Annotated in this window: 18 protein-coding genes and 1 pseudogene; 8 read left to right on the top strand and 11 right to left on the bottom strand. The window is 70.8% G+C overall.

The window, feature by feature from the left end:
* Nucleotides 1-82: 82 nt before the first annotated feature.
* Nucleotides 83-553, bottom strand: a pseudogene (locus tag ACFYZA_RS06130) (phosphoketolase); the annotation flags it as partial.
* A 743-nt stretch (nucleotides 554-1,296) separates the two neighbouring features.
* On the opposite strand from ACFYZA_RS06130, the gene ACFYZA_RS06125 reads away from it, so the two are divergent.
* On the top strand, nucleotides 1,297-2,214 hold the full coding sequence (locus ACFYZA_RS06125) for a helix-turn-helix domain-containing protein (protein ID WP_388487659.1): 918 nt from the start codon (nucleotides 1,297-1,299) through the stop codon (nucleotides 2,212-2,214).
* 152 nt (nucleotides 2,215-2,366) lie between these two features.
* The gene (locus ACFYZA_RS06120; RefSeq protein WP_388487657.1) at nucleotides 2,367-3,203 is read left to right on the top strand and encodes a carbohydrate-binding protein; all 837 of its coding nucleotides are present in this window, start codon (nucleotides 2,367-2,369) and stop codon (nucleotides 3,201-3,203) included.
* A 222-nt stretch (nucleotides 3,204-3,425) separates the two neighbouring features.
* Here the strand turns inward: ACFYZA_RS06120 and ACFYZA_RS06115 are convergent, their stop codons facing one another.
* The gene (locus ACFYZA_RS06115; RefSeq protein WP_388487654.1) at nucleotides 3,426-3,878 is read right to left on the bottom strand and encodes a MarR family winged helix-turn-helix transcriptional regulator; all 453 of its coding nucleotides are present in this window, start codon (nucleotides 3,876-3,878) and stop codon (nucleotides 3,426-3,428) included.
* 91 nt (nucleotides 3,879-3,969) lie between these two features.
* On the opposite strand from ACFYZA_RS06115, the gene ACFYZA_RS06110 reads away from it, so the two are divergent.
* Nucleotides 3,970-4,893, top strand: a complete 924-nt coding sequence (locus ACFYZA_RS06110; RefSeq protein ID WP_388487652.1) for a zinc-binding alcohol dehydrogenase family protein — start codon at nucleotides 3,970-3,972, stop codon at nucleotides 4,891-4,893.
* Between the two features lie 58 nt (nucleotides 4,894-4,951).
* Here ACFYZA_RS06110 and ACFYZA_RS06105 read toward each other — a convergent pair whose 3' ends face one another.
* The 5 genes from ACFYZA_RS06105 to ACFYZA_RS06085 form a co-directional block, all read right to left on the bottom strand.
* Nucleotides 4,952-7,516 carry an ABC transporter permease gene (locus ACFYZA_RS06105; RefSeq protein ID WP_388487650.1) on the bottom strand — a complete coding sequence of 855 codons (2,565 nt, stop codon included), beginning with the start codon at nucleotides 7,514-7,516 and terminating at the stop codon, nucleotides 4,952-4,954.
* Between the two features lie 140 nt (nucleotides 7,517-7,656).
* Complete coding sequence (locus ACFYZA_RS06100) at nucleotides 7,657-8,439, bottom strand: ABC transporter ATP-binding protein (protein WP_388487648.1); 783 nt, start codon at nucleotides 8,437-8,439, stop codon at nucleotides 7,657-7,659.
* Nucleotides 8,440-8,586: 147 nt separating this feature from the next.
* The gene (locus ACFYZA_RS06095; RefSeq protein ID WP_388487646.1) at nucleotides 8,587-9,882 is read right to left on the bottom strand and encodes a sensor histidine kinase; all 1,296 of its coding nucleotides are present in this window, start codon (nucleotides 9,880-9,882) and stop codon (nucleotides 8,587-8,589) included.
* Entirely contained in the window at nucleotides 9,879-10,535 is a 657-nt protein-coding gene (cseB, locus tag ACFYZA_RS06090; protein ID WP_388488006.1) for a two-component system response regulator CseB, read from the bottom strand. The genes ACFYZA_RS06095 and cseB overlap by 4 nt, the downstream gene beginning before the upstream one ends.
* Before the next feature lie 353 nt (nucleotides 10,536-10,888).
* Complete coding sequence (locus ACFYZA_RS06085) at nucleotides 10,889-11,479, bottom strand: TetR/AcrR family transcriptional regulator (RefSeq protein WP_382589505.1); 591 nt, start codon at nucleotides 11,477-11,479, stop codon at nucleotides 10,889-10,891.
* 89 nt (nucleotides 11,480-11,568) lie between these two features.
* Here ACFYZA_RS06085 and ACFYZA_RS06080 point away from each other — a divergent pair, with 89 nt between their 5' ends.
* The 3 genes from ACFYZA_RS06080 to ACFYZA_RS06070 all read left to right on the top strand — a co-directional run bounded on the left by ACFYZA_RS06080 (nucleotide 11,569) and on the right by ACFYZA_RS06070 (nucleotide 15,217).
* Nucleotides 11,569-12,513, top strand: a complete 945-nt coding sequence (locus ACFYZA_RS06080; protein WP_388487644.1) for an alpha/beta fold hydrolase — start codon at nucleotides 11,569-11,571, stop codon at nucleotides 12,511-12,513.
* Between the two features lie 344 nt (nucleotides 12,514-12,857).
* Nucleotides 12,858-13,934: a recombinase RecA gene (gene recA / locus ACFYZA_RS06075; protein WP_388487642.1), complete on the top strand. Its 1,077-nt coding sequence runs from the start codon at nucleotides 12,858-12,860 to the stop codon at nucleotides 13,932-13,934.
* 203 nt (nucleotides 13,935-14,137) lie between these two features.
* The gene (locus ACFYZA_RS06070; RefSeq protein ID WP_388487640.1) at nucleotides 14,138-15,217 is read left to right on the top strand and encodes a hypothetical protein; all 1,080 of its coding nucleotides are present in this window, start codon (nucleotides 14,138-14,140) and stop codon (nucleotides 15,215-15,217) included.
* 234 nt (nucleotides 15,218-15,451) lie between these two features.
* On the opposite strand, the gene ACFYZA_RS06065 is transcribed toward ACFYZA_RS06070, so the two are convergent.
* Nucleotides 15,452-15,865: a VOC family protein gene (locus ACFYZA_RS06065; RefSeq protein WP_382589493.1), complete on the bottom strand. Its 414-nt coding sequence runs from the start codon at nucleotides 15,863-15,865 to the stop codon at nucleotides 15,452-15,454.
* A 130-nt stretch (nucleotides 15,866-15,995) separates the two neighbouring features.
* The gene (locus ACFYZA_RS06060; RefSeq protein ID WP_388487637.1) at nucleotides 15,996-16,412 is read right to left on the bottom strand and encodes a hypothetical protein; all 417 of its coding nucleotides are present in this window, start codon (nucleotides 16,410-16,412) and stop codon (nucleotides 15,996-15,998) included.
* A gap of 256 nt (nucleotides 16,413-16,668) precedes the next feature.
* Between ACFYZA_RS06060 and ACFYZA_RS06055 the strand changes: the two genes are divergently transcribed.
* Nucleotides 16,669-17,448 carry a M15 family metallopeptidase gene (locus ACFYZA_RS06055; protein WP_388487635.1) on the top strand — a complete coding sequence of 260 codons (780 nt, stop codon included), beginning with the start codon at nucleotides 16,669-16,671 and terminating at the stop codon, nucleotides 17,446-17,448.
* A gap of 84 nt (nucleotides 17,449-17,532) precedes the next feature.
* Nucleotides 17,533-17,901, top strand: coding sequence for a hypothetical protein (locus tag ACFYZA_RS06050; protein ID WP_388487633.1), 369 nt, complete (start codon nucleotides 17,533-17,535; stop codon nucleotides 17,899-17,901).
* Here the strand turns inward: ACFYZA_RS06050 and ACFYZA_RS06045 are convergent.
* Both ACFYZA_RS06045 and ACFYZA_RS06040 read right to left on the bottom strand, forming a co-directional pair.
* Complete coding sequence (locus tag ACFYZA_RS06045) at nucleotides 17,867-18,604, bottom strand: response regulator (protein WP_388487631.1); 738 nt, start codon at nucleotides 18,602-18,604, stop codon at nucleotides 17,867-17,869. The two genes, ACFYZA_RS06050 and ACFYZA_RS06045, sit on opposite strands and share 35 nt — an antisense overlap.
* Nucleotides 18,601-19,794 (bottom strand): sensor histidine kinase, encoded by a 1,194-nt coding sequence (locus ACFYZA_RS06040; RefSeq protein WP_388487628.1) that lies wholly within the window; start codon nucleotides 19,792-19,794, stop codon nucleotides 18,601-18,603. The genes ACFYZA_RS06045 and ACFYZA_RS06040 overlap by 4 nt, the downstream gene beginning before the upstream one ends.
* Nucleotides 19,795-19,884: the final 90 nt, after the last annotated feature.

The following is a 19,884-nucleotide window of genomic DNA, read 5'->3' as shown; positions in this document are numbered from 1 at the left end:
GTCATGGCTTCATCCGGTCCAGGTCCAGTCGGCGACCTCGGGCAGGTCGATGCCGTGTTCGCGGATCCGGGCGTGGTGGCGGGTACTTGATGTGCTGGTTGACCATGGAGTCGACGATGTGGACGAACGCCTCGTAGCAGGAGAACAGTCCGTGGCGGCCGGTGAGGTTGTAGCCCTCCAGCCAGCCCTGGCAGACGTGCTCGGACAGGATCTCCATCACCCTTCCGTCGGAGCTGAGGTGTTCGTCGGTGGCCAGGACGTCGGCCTGCCATGCCTTGCCGGTGACCTCGAACAGTGCCCCCAGGCGGTTGGACTCGGTCTCGTCCGGGCCGACCACCCGGAAGTTGCGTTCCTCGGCGGTGTCGGCCATGACCTGAGCGAGCAAGCCGCCCAGGACCCGGGTCGGCTCGCGCAGGGTCGCGCCCGGCTTGTCGACAGGCACTGCGAAGTGCTCGAGGGGCGGCACGGGCAGTGCGCGGGTGAGCAGGCCGCCGTTGGCGTGCGGGTTCGCGCCGAGGCGCAGCTCGCCACCCGGGACACAGGCCAGAACCTGCTAGCAGGTCTGATTGGTAGAGATGTGTACCGCGCGCTGGTGCTGCGCATACGTGCCCATGGTGCGTGTGGAACCACGGTCACCGCCCAAGCCGGGTGACGGAGTACGTCGTGGTTGACCGGCCCCAGCTGCTTCCCGCCGTGGCTCATGGGCCGGGCCAACGGGCACCGGCCACAAGCGGATCGGCCTTACGTGTCGCACCCGGGACCGGGGAGTGCCTCGCGTGCGCGCCCCCCTGACCACGTGCCGCCGCACCTCCCCCTGGCCCCTCACGCCGGCGGTGCCGCGTGACGACGGGCTGCCTGGTCCGTGCCGGTGCCCGGTGCCGCTCGGAGTCCGGCCCGTGATCCGTATGGCCGGGGACCCGGGCCGGCTCCGCCAGGCACGCGCAGGGGCCCGTGATGCCGTGCGCGTCCCCGCGACTCGGCTTCTCGTGGTGCGAACTCCACTGTACGACCGGCCTGTTCGGGATCGCCCGCCCCGACTGAGATCCGGCCGAAAGCACGATGCCGCGCGTCGGGCCATCTCGCCGAACCCTCGTCGGAAGCAGAGCGGTGACCTCCTGGAAGGCCGTGGAGACGCGCCAAAGCGCTCGGACCGTTGGCGCGTGGGACACGGGGTGAGCGCGGTGAACACGGCAGCGGGCGAGCCGGTCGGTGAACTCGCGGACGACCGGGAACCGCGTGGCCCGATCGTATCGACTGGTCTGGACCTGCGAGAGGGCGTTGTCTCAGACTGCCGTGATGGACGAGCCACGGCGCACCCCGCGCCTCGACATCCCGCTGCATCGCTTGGACGTCCCCCTGCCGCATCTCCTGCCCTTCGCCATCGGCACCTTCGAGACCATCGGAGCCCTGTCGCGCGCCAACTTCCCGCACCGCCACACCTTCTACGAGATCGTCTACGTCACGGGCGGCCGTGGCGTCCACGTACTGGACGCCGCCCAACGGGTGCTGAATCCACCGCAGTTGTGCGTCATCGCTCCCGGCCAGGTGCATCACTGGATGGACGCGGAGGAGCTCACCGGCCACGTGGTCCTGTTCAACGAGGACTTCCTGCTCTCCCGGCCGCAGGACGTGACCGCTCTGCGCACTCTGTCGGCCGGCCCGGGCCACGCCCCGGGTGACCAGTCCGGGCCCATCGAGGCACTCCTGGACGAGATGGGGAGGGAGTACCAGCTGCTCCGGGCCGGCTACCGGAAATTGCTCCGCGCCAGTCTGCAGATCCTTATCGTCCGTGCGCTGCGGACCTGTTCGTCCGCCGAGGAAGCGACCACGCGCAACCGGGCGGCGGAAGTGGCGGCGGACTTCACCCGGCTCCTCCGGCTGCCCGGCGGCGTCCTCCGCTCGGTCGAGTCCTACGCGCGGGAACTTGGCATTTCCCCAGGCCACTTGCAGGCCTTGGTGCGGCAGTCCACCGGGTTGACGTCGGGCAGGCTGATCCGGCTGCAACGGGCCCTGGAGGCCAAACGCCTGCTGACCGGAACGGAGTTGACGGTACGTCAGGTGGCCGGGGCGGTCGGGTTCAAGGACCCCGCGTACTTCTGCCGGTTCTTCCGAAGGGAAACCGGTATGTCACCCGGCGAGTTCCGGACCGAGGCCGGAGGAAAACACCACGATCCACGGATCGAGTCCATCGCATCCTGTCCGCAGCCCTCATAGCTTGACTGCAGACCGCAGGTACCGCCGGCCGGTCTCCACAACAGGCCGGCCTGCGGTGTCTGTGGTGCCACGCCGCCGGCGCACGACGACAGGCGCGGCCCGGCAAGCGCACCACTCCCCCGCTCCTCACCCCTGCCTACAGGAGAGCCGCGATGCCCACTCCCGAAGAGCCGCTCGAAGAGGCCGCCGACAGCGCCGCATCCTCCCGGATCAGCCGGAAGACGGTTCTGCGCGCGGCTGCCGCGCTCGGCGCGACCCCCCTGCTCGCCCATGGCGGAATAGCACTGGCCCGCGATCGCAGAACAGCGGCGAAGCCCCTGGCCGCGACTCCGCAGTGCCACGACGGGGACGAACCGACCATCGAGCAGATCGAGGGCCCCTACTTCAAACCCAACTCTCCCCTGCGCACATCCCTGATCACCGACAGCACCAGGGGCACGCGTCTGACGGTCACCGGATACGTCTTCAGCCGGACCTGCCGGCCGATCGCCGGAGCGCTCCTCGATTTCTGGCAGGCCGACGACAACGGCGACTACGACAACACGGGATACACGTTTCGCGGGCACCAATTCAGCACCGCGCAGGGCGCGTTCAGCCTGACCACCATCGTGCCCGGCCTCTACCCGGGACGCACCCGGCACATCCACGTCAAGCTGCAGTCCCCCGGGCAGCCGATCATCACCACCCAGCTGTATTTCCCCGGGGAACCCCGCAACAACACGGACACGATCTTCGACGCCCGCCTGCTCATGAACGTCCGTCAAGCCGGCCCGGCCCGCGAAGCCACGTACGACTTCGTACTGGACGCTCCCCAAGGCCCCACCACGCCGCCCACCACACCCCCCTCCGGCACCTGGGCCGCAGGCACGCCCTACCGCGCCGGAGACGTCGTCACCTACGCCGGCTCCTCGTACCGCTGCATCCAGGCCCACACCGCGATCGCGGGATGGGAGCCCCCGAACGTCCCGGCGCTGTGGCAGCGCAGCTGACACCCGGCCGGTCATTCGCCGCCGCGACCCTCACCGCAGCCACCGCCGTCCCCCCTCAGCGGCGTCGGCCGTGAGGACGGCCGCCGCTGCCTCGGCAACCGTGACGACCATCAGCTGTACGGTTCCGGCGGCGGCCTCCTCGGTGGCCTGCTCGGCGGGCTGCTCGGCGGGCTGCCGGGGATCCTGTAACCCCCGCCGCCGGAATGCGTCGTTCGGTCGGGATCAAGCACTCGGGCCGGGCTTCTGTGGCGCCTCATGGATCCGGGTGAGCAGGGCCATCAGGTGATCCCGTTCCTCCCGAGTGAGGGGCGCCAGCAGCTCGGCGTTGGCGGTCTCCGCCAAGGCACCGCAGCGGGCGAGGACAGCCTCGCCCTCCGGGGTGACGGTGACGGCGTTCTTGCGCCGGTCGGCGGCGTCCGGGGTGCGCAGGACAAGGCCCGCCTGCTGGAGGTGGTTGAGGATGCCGACCATGTCCTTGGGGTCGACTGCGAGTCGGCGGCCCAGCTCGGCCTGGGCCACGGGACCGTACTTGGCGGTCGCGGCCAGCACGGCGTGGTGCATGAGCTTCAAACCCTCCACGGCGATCGCGTCGGCGACCAGGCTTCGGCCGCGCGACGCGACGCGACCGAGGAGCCAGGTCGGCATGGACTGGATTCGCTGGAGAGCTGACGTCATACGGTCGAGCATATCCACAATTCATTGGACTCCCCAATGACTTCTCCCCTACCGTTGGGGCACCCAACGAAAACGGATCCGGGGAGGTCTTGTGCTGCGCGTTCGCCATGAAGTCAACGGTGGACCCGGGGTGTTGTTAGCCGAGGAGGTGAACGCACCGGAGGCGGGCGCCGGTCAGGTGCTGATCCGGGTCGAGGCGATCGGGATCACCCTGCCCACCGTGCGCAGGATCTGGGAGGCCCGCGAACCGATCGCGCTCGGCGGCGAGGTCGCCGGAGAGATCGTCGCCCTGGGGGCGGGAGTCACCACCTTCGCCATCGGAGAGCGCGTGACCGGACTGTGCTTCAACCACGCCTACGCCGAGTTCGCGGTTCTCAACACCGCGATGGCGTCCCGGATCCCGGGTGGCGCCGACGCCGTGGAAGCGGTCGCGCTGGTCCGCAGCGGGCTCGTCGCTCGCGGCGCCTACGAAGCCGCACACCCGGAGCCGGGCGAATCGGTCCTGGTCACGGCGGCGGCCGGCGCGGTCGGCACGCTCGCCCTCCAGTACGCCAGGGCGGGCGGTGCCTCGCGCGTCGTCGCGGCAGTCAGCAGTCTCGACAAGGCCGACTTCGTGCGGGCCATGGGCGCCGACGAGGTCGTCCGGTACGAGGACACCGACTGGGGCGGTCCGTATGACGTCATCCTCGACGGCGTCGGCGGCGACCTGCTCACCCCCGCCGTGCGGGCCCTGGCGACGGGCGGCCGCCTGGTCGCCTTCAGCTCCGGCGGCGGCACGGTGGAGGCGTACGAACTCCTGGTCCGCGGCGCCTCGTTGATCGGATTCCAGATCCGCGCCATCGCTCTCGGCAAACCGGCTCTGTATGACCGCTGGCTGCGCGAACTCTGGCAGATGCGCGACGCCGGCACCCTGCGGACCGCCGTGCACGAGGAGATTCCCCTCGCTGAGGCTGCCCGCGCCCACGCTCTCATCGAGCAGCGCCGCAACCTCGGCAAGGTCGTCCTTGTCCCCTAGCGCTCTATGCCCACGTAAAGACGTCACGCTGCTGTCCCGCCGCACACTCGAGACGCGCTCACATCTGTCCGACCGCTTCCAACGGCCGCAGGGCGGCGGCCCTGCGGGCCGGTACGGCGGCCGCGAGCGCCCCGGTCACCAGCGAGACCAGAGCCAGCAGGGCCAACGTTCCCCAGGGGGGTGTGAGGGTGTACCCGGTCATCGCGCCGCTGGTCAGCGAGCCGACGGCCCAGGCACCGAACACCCCGCCCACCAGGCCGAGCAGTGTGCCGAACGCGGCCACGGTCACCGCCTCCACCCGGATCATCCGCCGGACGCCGGCCCGGTCCATGCCGATGGCGCGCAGCACCCCGATCTCGCGGGTGCGCTCGGCGACCGACATGGCCAGCGTGTTCACGATGCCGAGCAGCGAGATCACCGCGCCGATGGCGAGCAGCCCGTACATCAGGGTCAGCAGCTCACTCATGACTCCGCCGGCCTCGTCGACGAGCGCCTCGCGGTCCTTGACCTGGACCAGCGGACTGTTGCCGGTGGCGGTGCGCAGCCGGGCCTCGGTGGCGTCCGACGCCGCGCCGCTTTCCGTGCGCACCAAGATGCGTTGGACGCTGCCCGGCTTGAAGCTGTCGCGCTGCACCTCGCCGCGCGCGCCCAGCACGTCCTGAGCGACGGGGTTGTCCCGGTAGACGCCGACGACCGTGTAGTCCTTGAAGTCCTGGCCGGGGCCGATGCGGGCCTTGAGCGTGCTGCCCGTGCTGAGCCCGGCTTCCCGGGCGACACTGTCGGAGACGGCGATCCGGCCGGTGCCGAGGCCCTCGGCGGATCCGCTGGTGAAGTCGAGCTTCACGACGTCGTGCAGAGTGGCGGGATCCACGCCGGAGATGTCGCGGACATTTCCGCCGGTGAACAGCGTGGAGTCGGCGACGGCGGCCGCCGTCCGTACGCCGGGGGTGTCGGCCACGCGCTTGAGGGCGGCCGGGTCGATGGCGGTCATGGACGTACGGGCCCCGATCACATAGTCGGCGCTCAGCCCGTCGGCGGCCTGCCGGTCCAGGGCCTGCTCGGTGGAGTTGCCGATCACCGCGAGCCCCGCGACGAGCGCGGTGCTGACCATCAGGACGGAGGCGGTGGCCGCGGTGCGGCGCGGGTCGCGCAGGGCGTTCTCGCGGGCGAGGCGCCCGCTGACCCCGAGGCGCCCGGTGAGCCGCCCGCCGAGGCGGATCACCGGCACCGCGAGCAGCGGCGCGAGCGCGATCATGGCGGCGACGAGGAGGGCACAGCCGAACATCGCGTTCTGCAGATTGGCGTCCGAGGCGTCCTTCGCCCCGGTCAGCGACATCAGCAGCCCTGCCCCGGCGAGGAGCAGGACCAGGCCCGCGATCCCACGCACCCGGGAGGCGGCGGGAGTGGGCGGCTGCTCGGCGGAGCGCAGCGCCTCGATGGGCGCGACCTTCGCCGCCCGCCGTGACGGCAGCCACGCGGCGAGCACCGTGACCCCCACACCGACCCCGAGCGCCGCGAGTACGGGACGTACTCCGATCACCAACGGGCCCTTGGGCAAAGCATCCTGACTGGTACTCAGCACGTCGGGCAGTACTGCGGCGATGCCGAGCCCGAGGACGAACCCGGCGGCCGACGCGGCGAGCCCGACCAGGGCGGCCTCCCACAGCACCGAGCGCACCACTTGGCGACGGGTCGCCCCGATCGCCCGGAGCAGCGCGATCTCACGGGTGCGCCGCGAGACGAGCATCGTGAAGGTGTTGACGATGAGGAACGAGCCGATGAACAGCGCGGCCCCGGCGAAGATTTTCGGCATCTTCTGGTAGCCCCGGGTCATCAGGTCGACGTTGGTGGCCTGTTGGGTGGCCTGCGCGGTCCCGGTGGCCACCTCGGCCCGGTCGGCCGGGAGCGCGGCGGTGACGCCGGCCGCGAGCGCGACCTGGTCGGCGCCGGGCGCGGCGGCCAAGTCGATCGAGGTGAAGTGCCCGGGGGTGGCGAACAGCCGCTGCGCGGTCGCGGTGTCGAACAGGGCGAGGGTGCCGCCCGCGGTCACCCGTGAGTCCTTGGTGTCGACGATGCCGACGAGCCGCTTCTTGAGGACCGGCCCGTCGGTGGCGAGCGTGACGAGGTCACCGACGCGCAGGTGTCCGGCGGCGGCGGTACCGCGGTCCACGACGAGTTCGTCCGCGTGGGCCGGGGCGCGCCCGGTCACCAGCGGATGCCGGTGGTCCGTGCCGTCCTTCCCCGGCACGTACGCGCCGGCGAGGTTCGCCCACGCCTTGCCGCCCCGCAGCGGGCTGCCGTCGGCGGCGTTCAGGGTCGCCGAGCCGTCGACCGACGGCTGGACCTCGGCGATCCCGGGCAGCGCGGCCAGCTTCCGTACGAGTGCGTCGTCGAGCGCGGACTCGCCGTCCTTGCCGGGCGCCCCGGGCGGGGGTTCCTTCGGGGTGACGGTGAGCGCGATGCCGGCGAAGTCCTTCGAGGCGGCGGCGCGGTGGGCTGCGGATGAGGACTCGGCGAAGACGAGCGAGCCGCAGACGAAGGCGACGCCGAGCGTGACGGCGAGCACCGTCATCAGCAGCCGGGCCTTGTGCGCGAGCACGTTGCGCAGGGCGGTCTTGAACATGGGGTTTCTCAGTCCTGGAGGAGTATTCGGCTGCGGGCCGTATGCGGCTTGTCGCGCGGTTCCCCGCGCCTCTGGCGGCACTGGTGCCGGCCCGCACCGGAGCATTCGGGTTCGGGGGCCGGGCCCCCGGTGGCTCGGGGTCAGCTCGTGCGGGCCCGCACCTCGAACCCCGCCATCCGGTCGAGCACCCCCTCCGCACTGGGGCGCAGCATCTCGTCGACGATCCGCCCGTCGGCCAGGAAGACGACCCGGTCCGCGTACGACGCGGCGACCGGGTCGTGAGTCACCATCACCACGGTCTGCCCCAGCTCACGCACGGAGTCGCGCAGGAAGCCGAGCACCTCGGCCCCGGCGCGGGAGTCGAGGTTGCCCGTGGGCTCGTCGCCGAAGATGATCGCGGGCCGGGAGGCGAGCGCGCGGGCCACGGCGACGCGCTGCTGCTGGCCACCCGAGAGCTGCGCGGGCCGGTGACCCAGCCGGTCGGCCAGGCCCACCATGGAGATGACACGGTCGAGCCACTCCTTGTCGGGCCTGCGGCCCGCGATGTCCATGGGGAGCGTGATGTTCTCCAGGGCGGTCAGCGTGGGCAGCAGGTTGAACGCCTGGAAGATGAAGCCCACCCGGTCCCGGCGCAGTTCGGTGAGCCGGCGGTCGTCGAGGCTGCTCAGCTCGGTGGTGCCGATGCGTACGGACCCGGAACTGGCCGAGTCGAGTCCGGCGGCACAGTGCATCAGGGTGGACTTGCCGCATCCGGACGGCCCCATGATCGCGGTGAACTCGCCCTCCCGGAAGCCGATGCTGACCTGGTCGAGGGCGACGACCCGGGTGTCCCCGCCGCCGTACACCTTGCACAGGTCGGTGGTGGCGGCGGCGATGCCAGGATCGGGGTAAAGAGCCCGTGCGGTAAGGGGGTTGACGGTCAAGGAAGGCTCCACTTCGAGCGGTGCGAACGGTGCACTTCGAAGGGTGTCCGGCGTATGTATCGGGACCTCGGCACGCATGTATCGGGGAGCGCGCCGCTGTGCGGCAGTCGTGCGGCGATGGCCGGGCGCGCCCGGGAGCGGCGGAACTCAGAGCCGGAGCGTGGCGACGGCGCCGCCGTCGGGGGCCGGGGCGTTGTGCAGGCTCAGCTCGCAGCCGAGGACGCGGGCCTGGCCGAACGCGATGGTGAGGCCGAGCCCGTGGCCGGCGCCGCGTTCCCTGGCGCCGGTGTGGAAGCGGCGGGGTCCGTCGCGGAGCAGGTCGTCGGGGAAGCCGGGGCCGTGGTCGCGTACGACGACGGTGCGGCCCTCGACGGTGACCTCGACCGGGGTGCCGCCGTGGCGGTGGGCGTTGACGACGAGGTTGCCGACGATGCGCTCCAGGCGGCGCGGGTCGGTCTCGACGTTCTGCTGGGTCTCCGCGACGCTGACCGAGGTGTCGAGTCCGGTACGGGTGACGGCCTCGCGGACGACGGCGCCGAGCGGGACCGGGACCGGCGCGGACTGTTCGGCGCCGGCGTCGAGGCGGGAGACTTCGAGGAGGTCCTCGACGAGGCCGCGCAGATCGCGCACCCGGCCCCGGATCAGGTCCTCGGTCTCGCCGTCCGGCAGCAGATCGACGGCGGCGAGCAACCCCCCGACAGGGGTGCGCAGTTCATGGGCGACATCGGCCGTGAACTGCCGCTCGCCGCGCAGCCGTCGCCCGAGGCTGTCGGCCATGAGGTCGACGGCGGCGGCGATGTCGGCCACCTCGTCACGGCCCCGGGTGGGCCCGGTGCGGGCGTCGAGGTCCCCGGCGGAGATGCGTACGGCGGTCTCGGAGACCCGCCGCAGCCGACGTCCGACGAGCCCGGCCCCGTACACCGCGAGGGGTACGGCGGCGGCGACGGAGGCGAGCGAGGCGATGGCCATGGTGGCGTCGAGCCGGCGCAGGTCGTAGAACTCGGAGTTCATGTTGACCTCGACGGCGAGCACGGGGCTGCCCGGCCCGTCGACCCGCTGGGCACCCCAGACGGTGGGCCCCGAGTTCCCGTCGACATGCCCGTCGTACGCGGTGTGCCGTTCTCCGTCGGTCGGGTGGCGCAGCGAGGCGGGGAGCTCCCCGGGGTCGAGCTGGGCCCCGTCGGCGAGGGTGCCGGTGCGATGGTAGGTATCCATGGCCGAGTACACGGAGTTGAAGGCGCGGGCCTGGGCCCGGTCGCGGATGTCGTGTGCGGTCCACAGGTGGACGAGCACGCCGACGGCCAGGGCGACGAGGCAGGCGGTGGCCGCGGCGAGCGCGGCGATCTTCCAGCGCAGGGAGGCGGCCGCGGGGGCCTGCCGGCGCGGCGAGGCGGGCGCGGCGTTCTCGCGACTTGTCGACGTGGAGGGGCGCACGCGCGTCATCGCCGGAACTTGTAGCCGAACCCGCGGACCGTCTCGATCCGGTCCCGCCCGAGCTTCTTGCGCAGCCGCTGCACACACAGGTCGACGACCCGACTGTCCCCGTCCCACCCGTATTCCCAGACGTTCCGCAGCAGGGTGTGCCGTTCCAGGACGACGCCGGGGTGGGCGGCGAACTCCAGGAGCAGCTTCAGTTCGGTGGGGGTGAACGCGACGGGCGTCCCGGCGATGCGGACTTCGAGCCCGGCGGTGTCGATGGAGAGCTCACCGAAAACGAGCAACTCGCCATCTTCCAGCGCTTGTTGGGCTTCCGGTGACGGAGGTGGCGCATACGTGGCCCGCCGCAGCAGCGACCGGATGCGAGCGACCAGGACGAAGGTGTCGACGGGCTTGACGACGTAGTCGTCGGCCCCGGCCTCAAGGCCGGAGACGACATCGAGCCCGTCCCCCCGCGCGGACATCATCAGAACCGGAACGAGGCTGCTCTCCCGCACCCGTCGGCACAGCCCGATCCCGTCGAGGCCCGGCAGCATCACATCGAGGATCAGCAGATCGAAGGTCCCGGCCCGGAACGCCTCAAGCCCCGCGAGTCCGTCGGCGGCGGCCTCGACCTCGTACCCGTACCGCCCAAGCGCCACGGCGAACGCCCGCCGCATGAGGTCGTCGTCCTCGACCAGCAACACGCGAACGGGCCGTGCGTCGGCCGGGGCAGGGCTGGGCGAGGACACGGGGCGGCTCCTGTTCGAGGGCGAGCCCTTCCGTGCAACTCGGTCATATCTGTACGCAGCGGGCGGCTCGACGGATCGAGAGGAACGATACGACAGGGGGTGGGGCGTGCGCCCGCCCCTCAGGTGGGGGGTGTGATCCGATGGCAAACGAAGCGGTGGGTGATACGAGGCGGATACAAACCCGGCGGATCCCTTTCCGCCCACGCCCGCCCGATGAGGCCGACCCCGTTCGCGACAACCACGTCACGCCGGCGCCGGGGCGAAACGGCGAGCCGGGCGAGCTAGGTCCGGGCACGCGAGGCGTGTGAGAGCGCGCCCATGCTGATGTCGATGACCGTGCGGAGCTGCTTCTGACTCGCCCCGGCCCGGCTCATCACGGCCAGCGACTGGTTGACCGCCGCCAGGTGGACCGCGAAGTCGTCGGCATCGGCTTCGGACAGCCGTGCGGCGTTCAAGGCGGTCCGCAGGCGCGCTCGCTGAAGGCCCAGAGCTTCGGCCGCGCGTGCGGCGATGGCGGGGCTGAGCACCGGTGCCGCCATCGCGGTCTGAGCGATCAGGCATCCATCCGGTACGTCAGGGTCGGCGATGCGTTGCAGGGTGACCTCGAAGAACGCCCGTACCGCGTGCAGCGGGTCCTCGGACGCACGTGAGAGCACCTGGTCGTACCTGGCTCCGTACCGAGCGGCGTAGCGGTCCAGGCAGCGCAGGTAGAGCGCGTCCTTGTCGCCGAACGAGGAGTAGATGGAGCTGCGGTTCAGTCCGGTCGTCCTGGAGAGATCGTCGAGAGACGTGTCGGCGTATCCGGCCCGCCAGAACTGGACCATCGCCGCGTCGAGCGCGACGCCCACGTCGAACTGCTTCTTCCCGGCCATCACGCATGCACCTCGTTCTTGGACCAGCCGTTGCGGCTCTGCCCATTCTATCTTGAACCAATCAGTCCAAGATGCAATAGGCTCACGGCATGACCGACGACGCCATGGCCTCGAACCGCTCCCACGACCAGAACCCGGTCCCCGGGTTGCCGCTGTACGACCTCCCGGGTTTCGCTCACCGCTGGGTGGACGCGGAAGGAATCCGACTCCACGCGGTGGAAGGCGGCCGGCCGGCCGGTCCCACGGTCGTCCTGCTCGCCGGATTCCCGCAGACCTGGTGGGCCTGGCGAAAGGTGATGCCGGGCCTTGCCGAGCGATTCCACGTGATCGCGATCGACCTGCCGGGGCAGGGCCACTCCGAACGCCCTCAAGGGGGCTACGACACTCACACCGCGGCTTCGCGCGTCCAGGCCGCGCTCACCGCGCTCAACGTGCGGAAATACTGGCTCGTCGCCCACGACATCGGGGCCTGGGTCGCCTTCTCACTGGCCCTGAAGTACGAAGAGCGCCTGCACGGTGTCGCTCTGCTCGACGCCGGCATTCCCGGCATCACCCTCCCGGACTCCATCCCGACGGACCCCGCCCGGGCCTGGAAGACCTGGCACTTCGCCTTCCACCTGGTGCCCGAACTGCCCGAGACCCTGCTCACCGGCCGCGAGCGTGCGTACGTCGGCTGGTTCCTGAAGGTCAAAGCCCTGTCCCCGGAGACCTTCGACAGCGCCGAGATCGACCATTACGCCGCCGCCATCGCGGCCGAGGGAGGACTTTCGGCATCTCTCGCCTACTACCGCGATGCCGAGGAATCAGCGCGTAAGAATCATGACGCGCTCGAACGAGGGCCCTTGAGGATCCCGGTCCTGGGGATCTCCAGCTCCCACGGCTCGATCCCCGACATGGCCGCCTCCATCAGCCCGTGGGCAGAGAACGCGACCGGCGCCTTCATCCCGCAGGCCGGACACTTCATTCCCGACGAGCAGCCCAACGCGACTGCGGCCGCGTTGACCGCGTTCATCGATCAGGAGCGTGCCGGGTAGTTCGTCGCGCGCCGGCCAGTCCGGCGAGGACGGTGCGTGGTGGCGAGCCGGGAGCGTTCGCACACCCCCGCCCGCCGCGCCCGGCCCGCCTCACCGGCAACGGAACTCCTGGGCTCGACGACGCACCCGGTTCAGCGAGGACAAGCGGGTGGTGGTGCGGTCCGCTTCCGGAATCGCCCGGTGCGCGCACCCTGTCCCGCTCCCCCTGATTTGGTACCGTTCAAAGGACACGAAAATCGATCGGATGTTCGTTTACTGGGATCTCCGAGACGTCCGTTGTCGGCCGTAGACGCTCACGTTCTCCGACGTGCGGCGCGCCACACAATCGGACCGGGTGAAAGCTCATGGCAGGAACCGAGCACGCGAAGGCGCTGGACACCGCGCTCGCACAGATCGAGCAGAAGTTTGGCCGGGGTGCGGTCATGCGCCTCGGTGACCGGCCGAACGAGCCCATCGAGGTGATCCCCACCGGGTCGACCGCGCTGGATGTGGCGCTCGGCGTCGGCGGCCTGCCGCGCGGCCGCGTGGTGGAGGTCTACGGCCCGGAGTCCTCCGGCAAGACGACCCTGACCCTGCACGCCGTGGCCAACGCCCAGAAGGCCGGCGGCACCGTGGCGTTCGTCGACGCCGAGCACGCCCTCGACCCCGAGTACGCCAAGAAGCTCGGCGTCGACATCGACAACCTGATCCTGTCCCAGCCCGACAACGGCGAGCAGGCCCTCGAAATCGTCGACATCCTGATCCGCTCCGGCGCGATCGACTTGATCGTGATCGACTCCGTCGCGGCCCTGGTGCCGCGCGCCGAGATCGAAGGTGCGATGGGTGATTCCCACATGGGTCTGCAGGCCCGCCTGATGAGCCAGGCCCTGAGGAAGATCACAAGTGCCCTCAGTCAAACGAGGACGACGGCGATCTTCATCAACCAGCTCCGCGAGAAGATCGGCGTGATGTTCGGCTCCCCCGAAACCACCACCGGTGGCCGGGCACTGAAGTTCTACGCCTCCGTACGCCTCGACATCCGCCGCATCGAAACACTGAAGGACGGCACCGACGCGGTCGGCAACCGCACCCGCGTCAAGGTCGTCAAGAACAAGGTCGCCCCGCCCTTCAAGCAGGCCGAGTTCGACATCCTCTACGGCCAGGGCATCAGCCGCGAAGGCGGCCTCATCGACATGGGCGTCGACCACGGCTTCGTCCGCAAGGCCGGCGCCTGGTACACCTACGAAGGCGACCAGCTCGGCCAGGGCAAGGAGAACGCCCGCAACTTCCTCAAGGACAACCCCGACCTCGCCAACGAGATCGAGAAGAAGATCCTCGAGAAGCTCGGAATCGGGGTTCCGGCGAAGCCCGCGGCGGCCGCGGACCCGGACGCCGCCCCGGTCCCCGCTGCCGCCCGGGCCTCGGCGGGGAACCCCGCCTGACAGACACGGGCGCGGCCCGGTTCTTGCCGAGCCCGGTGGCCAGGTCCGAGCGGACACACGGTTCCCCTCGGGGAGATGGTCAGCGCGGTGAAGTCGGCGGTGGAGAGCGGGAGTTGGGGTGGAACGGACAATCCCTCCGCGACCTGCCGGAAGAACATGCCCCGGTCTACCGGACGTCACCTGAGCCCAGCACAATCGCCCTCATGACGATCACCACCGGTGTGCCCGCGCCCACGCACCACACACCCCTCGCGCTGGCACGGGGGTTGCTGACCGGCGCAGTGGTCGGAGCATCGCTCGGCGCGCTGGTCGTGGGCGGGATCATCGCGAACGCGGCGCTGTTCACCGCCGGGCTGGTACTGCCCGTCGTCTACGGGCTGTTGTTCTTCCTCGCCGGTATGCCGAGGCGTGCCCGGGAGGCGGCGGTCGTCCCCCGCACGGCGCTCGCGACGATCGAGAGCCTCAAGGCCGTCGGGGGCGAGTCGAGCGACGTATCGGTGCGGTTCGAGCTGTCCGTCGTACCGGACGACGGGCCGGCGTACCGGGTGGAGATCACACAGGACGTCAACCTCGTGGACCTGTCCGACTACCGGCCGCGCGGCGTCGTGGTGGTCCAGTACCCGCCCGACCGGCCGTGGCGCGTCCGGATCGTCAAGCGGCCGACGCCGGAGTGGGAGGACCGGGTGGCCTCGGCCCACCTCGACCCGGCGCCTGTTACGGCCACGGCGGCCGCGCCCCCGGAGGGCTGTGCCTTCGGCTTCATGGTGCTCCTCGGCCTGCTGATCGGCGCGGTCGCTGTGGTCCTGCTGTTCCGCGCGGACCTCTTCGACCCGGACGACACCGACGCCGCGCAGCCGTCGGTCTCCTCCACGTCGTCGACCACGGTGGTGACGTCGGGCTCCGGAACGATCACCCTCGGCCCTGGCCAGTCGTTTCTCGACAAGGGTGAGTTGGACCGGGCTGTCGGCTCACTCACCCGAGGTCAGGACAAACGCCGGGCCATCACGGTCGTCGTCCAGGAGCGCATGTTGTCGGTCCTGTTCTCGCCGACGGACACACAGGCCCCGGGGCTCGACCCACGTGCGCTGCCCTACGACCGTTTCCCCGCCCTGGTCGAGGAGGCCAGGACCACCCTCGGTGTCCACGCCCCCACCTGGCAGATCAGCGCTGACCGGCTCACCGGGCCCTCCGTCATCAGAGTTGTCGTGACCGGGCCCGACGGCATGGCATCGCTGGAGGCGGACGGTCAGGGAAGGGTGGTGCGCCGCACGCCCGCACAGTGAGGTGGCCCGAGACCGAGCGGCTCCGGACGGCAAGGGCGAACCCGCTGGCCGACCGGAAGCAGCAGGAGGACGACGGAGGGCCGGCACGGATATCTCGTGCTGTGGTGCGGTGTGTTCGGCACGGTCGCGCTGGTCGGCCTCTGCGGGCCGTGGGCCCTGTCCGGCGCGTACCATCTGCCGGGGAACGGACGCGACAGGAACCGCCGTCCCGACGCGCTGGCCGCCGTGGCCGCCTCAGGCGAAGTCCGTTGCGGTGATGCCGTCCGGATGTCCGGGAGGCCACTCCACCAACTCGATCCGGTACCCGTCCGGGTCCGTGAGCCACGATGTCCTCGGGCCGTGCGGGCCGCCCGGGTACTGGAGGGGTCCGGGTGCGAGGCCGGCTTCGGTCAGGGTCTCCAGGGTGGTGGCGAGCGTCTCCACCTGGATCGCGAGGTGGTCGAAACCGCTGCCCACGTCGACCGGCGCCTCACCGGGCCGGTGGACCAGTTCGAGCGAAGCCGCCGGTTCCTCGGGGAACTTGAGGATGACGAGGCGTGCCCCGTCGCCGGGCTCGACCGTGCCCAGTTCTTCGTAGCCCAGGGCGGTGTAGAAGCCGAGCGAGCGGTCCAGGTCGGTGACACGGTAAGAGACGAAGAGCGTCTTCATGCGGTCTCCTCGGGTCGACGCACCCGGTAGCGGAGGTGCGTGACGTCTCGATCCGCGAGCCGTCGGACGAGTTGCAGCTCGATCCAGCGAGGGCTGGGCACCGGCCCGTCCCCTGCTCTACGGGACCGGATCAGTGCGGACGGGGGTAGATGCCGCACGAGGTGATCGGCTTGCCCTTCGCGTCGTCGAGGCAGACGCCGGCGTAGGAGCCGCCCCCGACTACGTTCGCGGGCAGCGTGGCGGGGACCGAGGTCACCGTGTCGCAGTGGGTGCTGCTGCTCCTGGCTCCCAGCGGGTGGGCGAAACCGTCGAACACGCTGTACCAGACGCGTCGGCAGCCCTTGGACGTCAGCGTCCCGGTGAACGTGGCCGAGCGGTTGTACCAGTGCAACGTGCCCTTGATGGAGCTCCCGGCCCCATCGGTGACGTACACGGCGGAGGGTGGCAGAGCGGCGGGAGCTGCCGCGACCGACGGCGCGGCGAGCGCCGTGGACGCGGCCAGGAGCGCCGTCGTGACGAGGGTCAGAACGGGGGGTCGGCGCAGCACGAGCACGTCTCCTTCGCTGTCGTCGGGACGCCGTGACAGACGCCCCCGACGCCGAATGGTGACCGGAGCTTAGCGCGCCGGGACCCCTTGCCAGGGCCGGCTGAACGGGCGTGCGGAAGCGTGTGCGCGGCGCCTGTCGCTTCAGCATCGTACGGTCGCTGGGTGCGGTCCGAGCGGTTGGGCGCATTGGGCGAAATCTGGCTGGCAGGACGCCGTCAACAGCATCTTCACGGCTGGGGCAGGCTATTCCTGTCCGGTGACCAAGCCCGCACCTCGTACGGCCGAGAATCCGCCGCCCGCGACCCGGCCCTCCACGCGCACGGCCAGGATCCGGCCCCGCACGCCCTTCGCCCTGGTGATGTCCAGCGTCCTCCTGCTCACCTGCGGCCTGGGGGCCCCGGCGGCCGCCGCGCCGCCGCCGCCGGTGGCCGTGCCTTCCCTTGACGCGAAGGTCTCGGCCGTCCCGAGCGCCAAGCTCGGGCGCAGTTGGCACGCGGGCTGCCCCGTCCCGCCGTCCGGGCTCCGGTTGGTCCGGATGAACCACTGGGGCTTCGACGGCAAGGTCCACCCGGGCGAACTCGTCGTCGGCGAGCAGGCCGTGACCCCGATCCTCCGCGTCTTCGAACGCGCCTTCCAGGCGCACTTCCCGATCCGGCAGATGCGGGTGATGGCCGAGTTCGACGGCAGCGACGTGGCCGCGATGGCCGCCGACAACACCTCCGTCTTCAACTGCCGTTCCGTCACCGGAGATCCCGCCGAAGTCTCCCAGCACTCCTACGGCAATGCGGTGGACATCAACACCCTGGAAAACCCGTACGTCGACGTGAACGACGTCGTGTATCCACCGGCCGGCGCCGTCTACCTCGACCGGAGCCGGCACGACCAGGGCATGATCCATCCGGGCGACGCGATCAGCACGGCCATGCGCGAGATCGGCTGGCTATGGGGCGGACGCTGGTCCCCACCCGACTACCAGCACTTCTCGGCCAACGGCCGCGCCATCACGGCCGGGCCGGGCAGCAACCACGTGCACTGAAGGGTACGCGGCCGGGCGACGGCGCACGGCCCCGGTGACAGCTCCGAATTCGTCGATCTCGCCATCACACAGGACGGCAAGTCCGTGCTGACCTCGGCCGGGGCCCCGTACCACCACCCCTCCTTCCTGCTGCCGGACCTGACCGAAGGCCACGCGTATCCCAGTACGCACTCCCCCGACGCCGTGGCCATCTCCTCGCGCGGCGACATCGCGGCAGGCGTGGCGAGCAACGAACCCGACCCGGACGTCTACCTGTATCGCGCCGGGGCCGACACCCCGTACCGCACCGTGTCACTCGCCCCCGCCACCGGATATGGCGCCGGTTTCCTGCGACCGCGCGGCCTCGTCTGGACGCCGGACGGAACGCGCCTGTTCGCGATCAGCGGGCACAACGAGGAGGAGAACCTGCGGCTGGTGGTCATCCCTTCGGCGAACCGGCCGACGGCCGGCTGAGACCACGAGGTGGGCATCCCGCTCCACTTCCCCTGCCGCCTCGTTCCGGATGGATGAGGCGGCTCTCGTGCGCGAAGACAACCGCCTGTATCCGGTCGCGGAGTTCGAGCTTTTGCAGGATTCGCCCCAGGTGGGCCTTCACGGTGGCCTCCGCGAGGTGCAGGGTGGCCGCGATCTCGGCGTTGGTCAGGCCGCGGCCCACCTGGACGAGGACCCCGCGCTCGCGCGTACTGAGCCTGCTCAGCCGCTCGTCCGGGTCGGCGCTCGTACCGTCGGGGATGTGTGGGCGGAGGTGCTCCAGGAGCCGGCGGGTGATCCGTGGGGAGACCACCGCATCGCCTGCGGCCAACTTGCGTATCGCGGTGAGCAGTTGCTCAGGTCTGGTGTTCTTCAGGAGGAAGCCCGAGGCCCCGGCGTTGAGTCCCGCGAAGGCGTATTCGTCCAGGTCGAAGGTGGTCAGGATCAGCACTCTGCTCTGCGGGGAGACCCGGATGACCTGCCGGGTCGCCTCGATCCCGTCGGTCCCGGGCATCCGGACGTCCATGAGGACGACATCGGGGCGCAGCTGACGGGCGAGTCGTACGGCCTGGATGCCGTCGGGGGCCTCACCGACCGGTTCCATGTCGGGCTCGGCCTCCAGGATCGTGCTGAAGGCCATGCGGAGCAGGGCTTCGTCGTCGACGATCAGGATGCGGATCGTCATGCGGACGCCACCTCGCCGCTGCCGAAGTCGAGGCAGGTGTGGACTTGCCAGCCCCCGCCCGGGAGCGGTCCGGCCCGCAACTCTCCCCGGTAGGCGGCCGCGCGCTCGCGCATGCCGGGGATGCCGTGGCCCGACGGCGGGGAGGAGGGCAGGGGCGGGCACGGTCCGCTGTCGGTGACGTCCACCGTGACGGTCTGGGCCGAGCACCGTACGCGGACCTTCGCGTGTGTGCCGGCGGGTGTGTGCTTCAGGGTGTTGGTCAAGGCTTCCTGTACCAGGCGGTAGACGGTCAGTTGTGCACTGGCGGGTATGTGGGTGTGGCCCCCTCGGAGCTCGACGCGGGTCGGCAGCCCGGCGGCACACATCTGGTCGGCGAGGGTTTCCAACTGCCCGATGTCGGGCGGCGGGTGGCGCTCCGCGTCCGGTTCGTCGGTCCGCAGGATGCCCAGGGAGCGCCGCATGTCGGTCAGGGCCTGCCGGCCCGTCTCGGAGCTCCGGAGCATCGCGGTGGTGGCCCTGTGGGGCGCCCGGTGCTGCGCGTGGACGGCGGCGTCGGTGAGCGCGACCATGACGGACAGGTTGTGGGTGACGATGTCGTGCATCTCCCGGGCGATGCGTGTCCGCTCCTCGGCGACCGCCAGCCGCGCCTGCTGGTCCTGCTCCCTCTCCAGGCGCGCGGCCCGCTCCTGCACGGCCCCGAGGTAGGCGCGCGTGGTCCGCACATTGACACCCAGGACGGCGGCGGCGACGACCGTCGCGGTCACCGCGACGAAGGGGGCCAGGAATGCGCCTTCGGTCGCCCAGCGCAGACATGCGAGCAGAGCCCCGAACTCCACGATGGCACCGGCGACGAGCGTGCCGCGCCGGCTCGAGTGCGCGGCCACCGTATACAGGGCCACCAACAAGGCTGCGTCCGCCGGTAGTTGAATGCCCGTCAGCCACTGGGCGAAAGCCGAGGCTGTCACGACGCCGAACACCGTGAGCGGGGCCCGGCGCCGCCACACCAGGGGCAGCGTCAGGGCGGCGGTGAAGGCGAGGGCCACCGGAAGCTCGTGCGGCACGCGCGTGGTCACGATGTGGAGCAGGAGCAGCGCCGGCAACAGCGAGTCCCACAGCGTCGGCGGCATCCGGGAGCCCCAGCGCCGGGCGGCTCTCATCGGTCGCGCCACTCGTGCGGCCACCTCGGTCATCGCACGTCCCTGTCGGTCGATTCAGCGTGACCCTGTCACGGTAGGCCGCGGTCCGGCGGAGCGCATGAGCCCACCGTCTGATGGCACCGC

The organism is Streptomyces sp. NPDC001828, from assembly GCF_042892175.1.
Classification (GTDB): domain Bacteria; phylum Actinomycetota; class Actinomycetes; order Streptomycetales; family Streptomycetaceae; genus Streptomyces.
The sequence above is the reverse complement of the archived record's forward strand: the minus strand, read 5'-3'. Positions and strand labels throughout refer to the sequence as shown.

What these genes read in the sequence shown, in the direction of transcription:
- cseB (WP_388488006.1), bottom strand. Translation starts at nt 10,535, where the DNA reads ATGCGGCGGGCGTTCGCCGTGGCGCTTGGGCGGTACGGGTACGAGGTC.
- ACFYZA_RS06085 (WP_382589505.1), bottom strand. Translation starts at nt 11,479, where the DNA reads ATGGCCGGGAAGAAGCAGTTCGACGTGGGCGTCGCGCTCGACGCGGCG.
- ACFYZA_RS06065 (WP_382589493.1), bottom strand. Translation starts at nt 15,865, where the DNA reads ATGAAGACGCTCTTCGTCTCTTACCGTGTCACCGACCTGGACCGCTCG.
- ACFYZA_RS06040 (WP_388487628.1), bottom strand. Translation starts at nt 19,794, where the DNA reads ATGACCGAGGTGGCCGCACGAGTGGCGCGACCGATGAGAGCCGCCCGG.
- ACFYZA_RS06115 (WP_388487654.1), bottom strand. Translation starts at nt 3,878, where the DNA reads ATGACGTCAGCTCTCCAGCGAATCCAGTCCATGCCGACCTGGCTCCTC.
- ACFYZA_RS06095 (WP_388487646.1), bottom strand. Translation starts at nt 9,882, where the DNA reads ATGACGCGCGTGCGCCCCTCCACGTCGACAAGTCGCGAGAACGCCGCG.
- ACFYZA_RS06120 (WP_388487657.1), top strand. Translation starts at nt 2,367, where the DNA reads ATGCCCACTCCCGAAGAGCCGCTCGAAGAGGCCGCCGACAGCGCCGCA.
- ACFYZA_RS06105 (WP_388487650.1), bottom strand. Translation starts at nt 7,516, where the DNA reads ATGTTCAAGACCGCCCTGCGCAACGTGCTCGCGCACAAGGCCCGGCTG.
- ACFYZA_RS06080 (WP_388487644.1), top strand. Translation starts at nt 11,569, where the DNA reads ATGACCGACGACGCCATGGCCTCGAACCGCTCCCACGACCAGAACCCG.
- ACFYZA_RS06045 (WP_388487631.1), bottom strand. Translation starts at nt 18,604, where the DNA reads ATGACGATCCGCATCCTGATCGTCGACGACGAAGCCCTGCTCCGCATG.
- ACFYZA_RS06125 (WP_388487659.1), top strand. Translation starts at nt 1,297, where the DNA reads ATGGACGAGCCACGGCGCACCCCGCGCCTCGACATCCCGCTGCATCGC.
- ACFYZA_RS06070 (WP_388487640.1), top strand. Translation starts at nt 14,138, where the DNA reads ATGACGATCACCACCGGTGTGCCCGCGCCCACGCACCACACACCCCTC.
- recA (WP_388487642.1), top strand. Translation starts at nt 12,858, where the DNA reads ATGGCAGGAACCGAGCACGCGAAGGCGCTGGACACCGCGCTCGCACAG.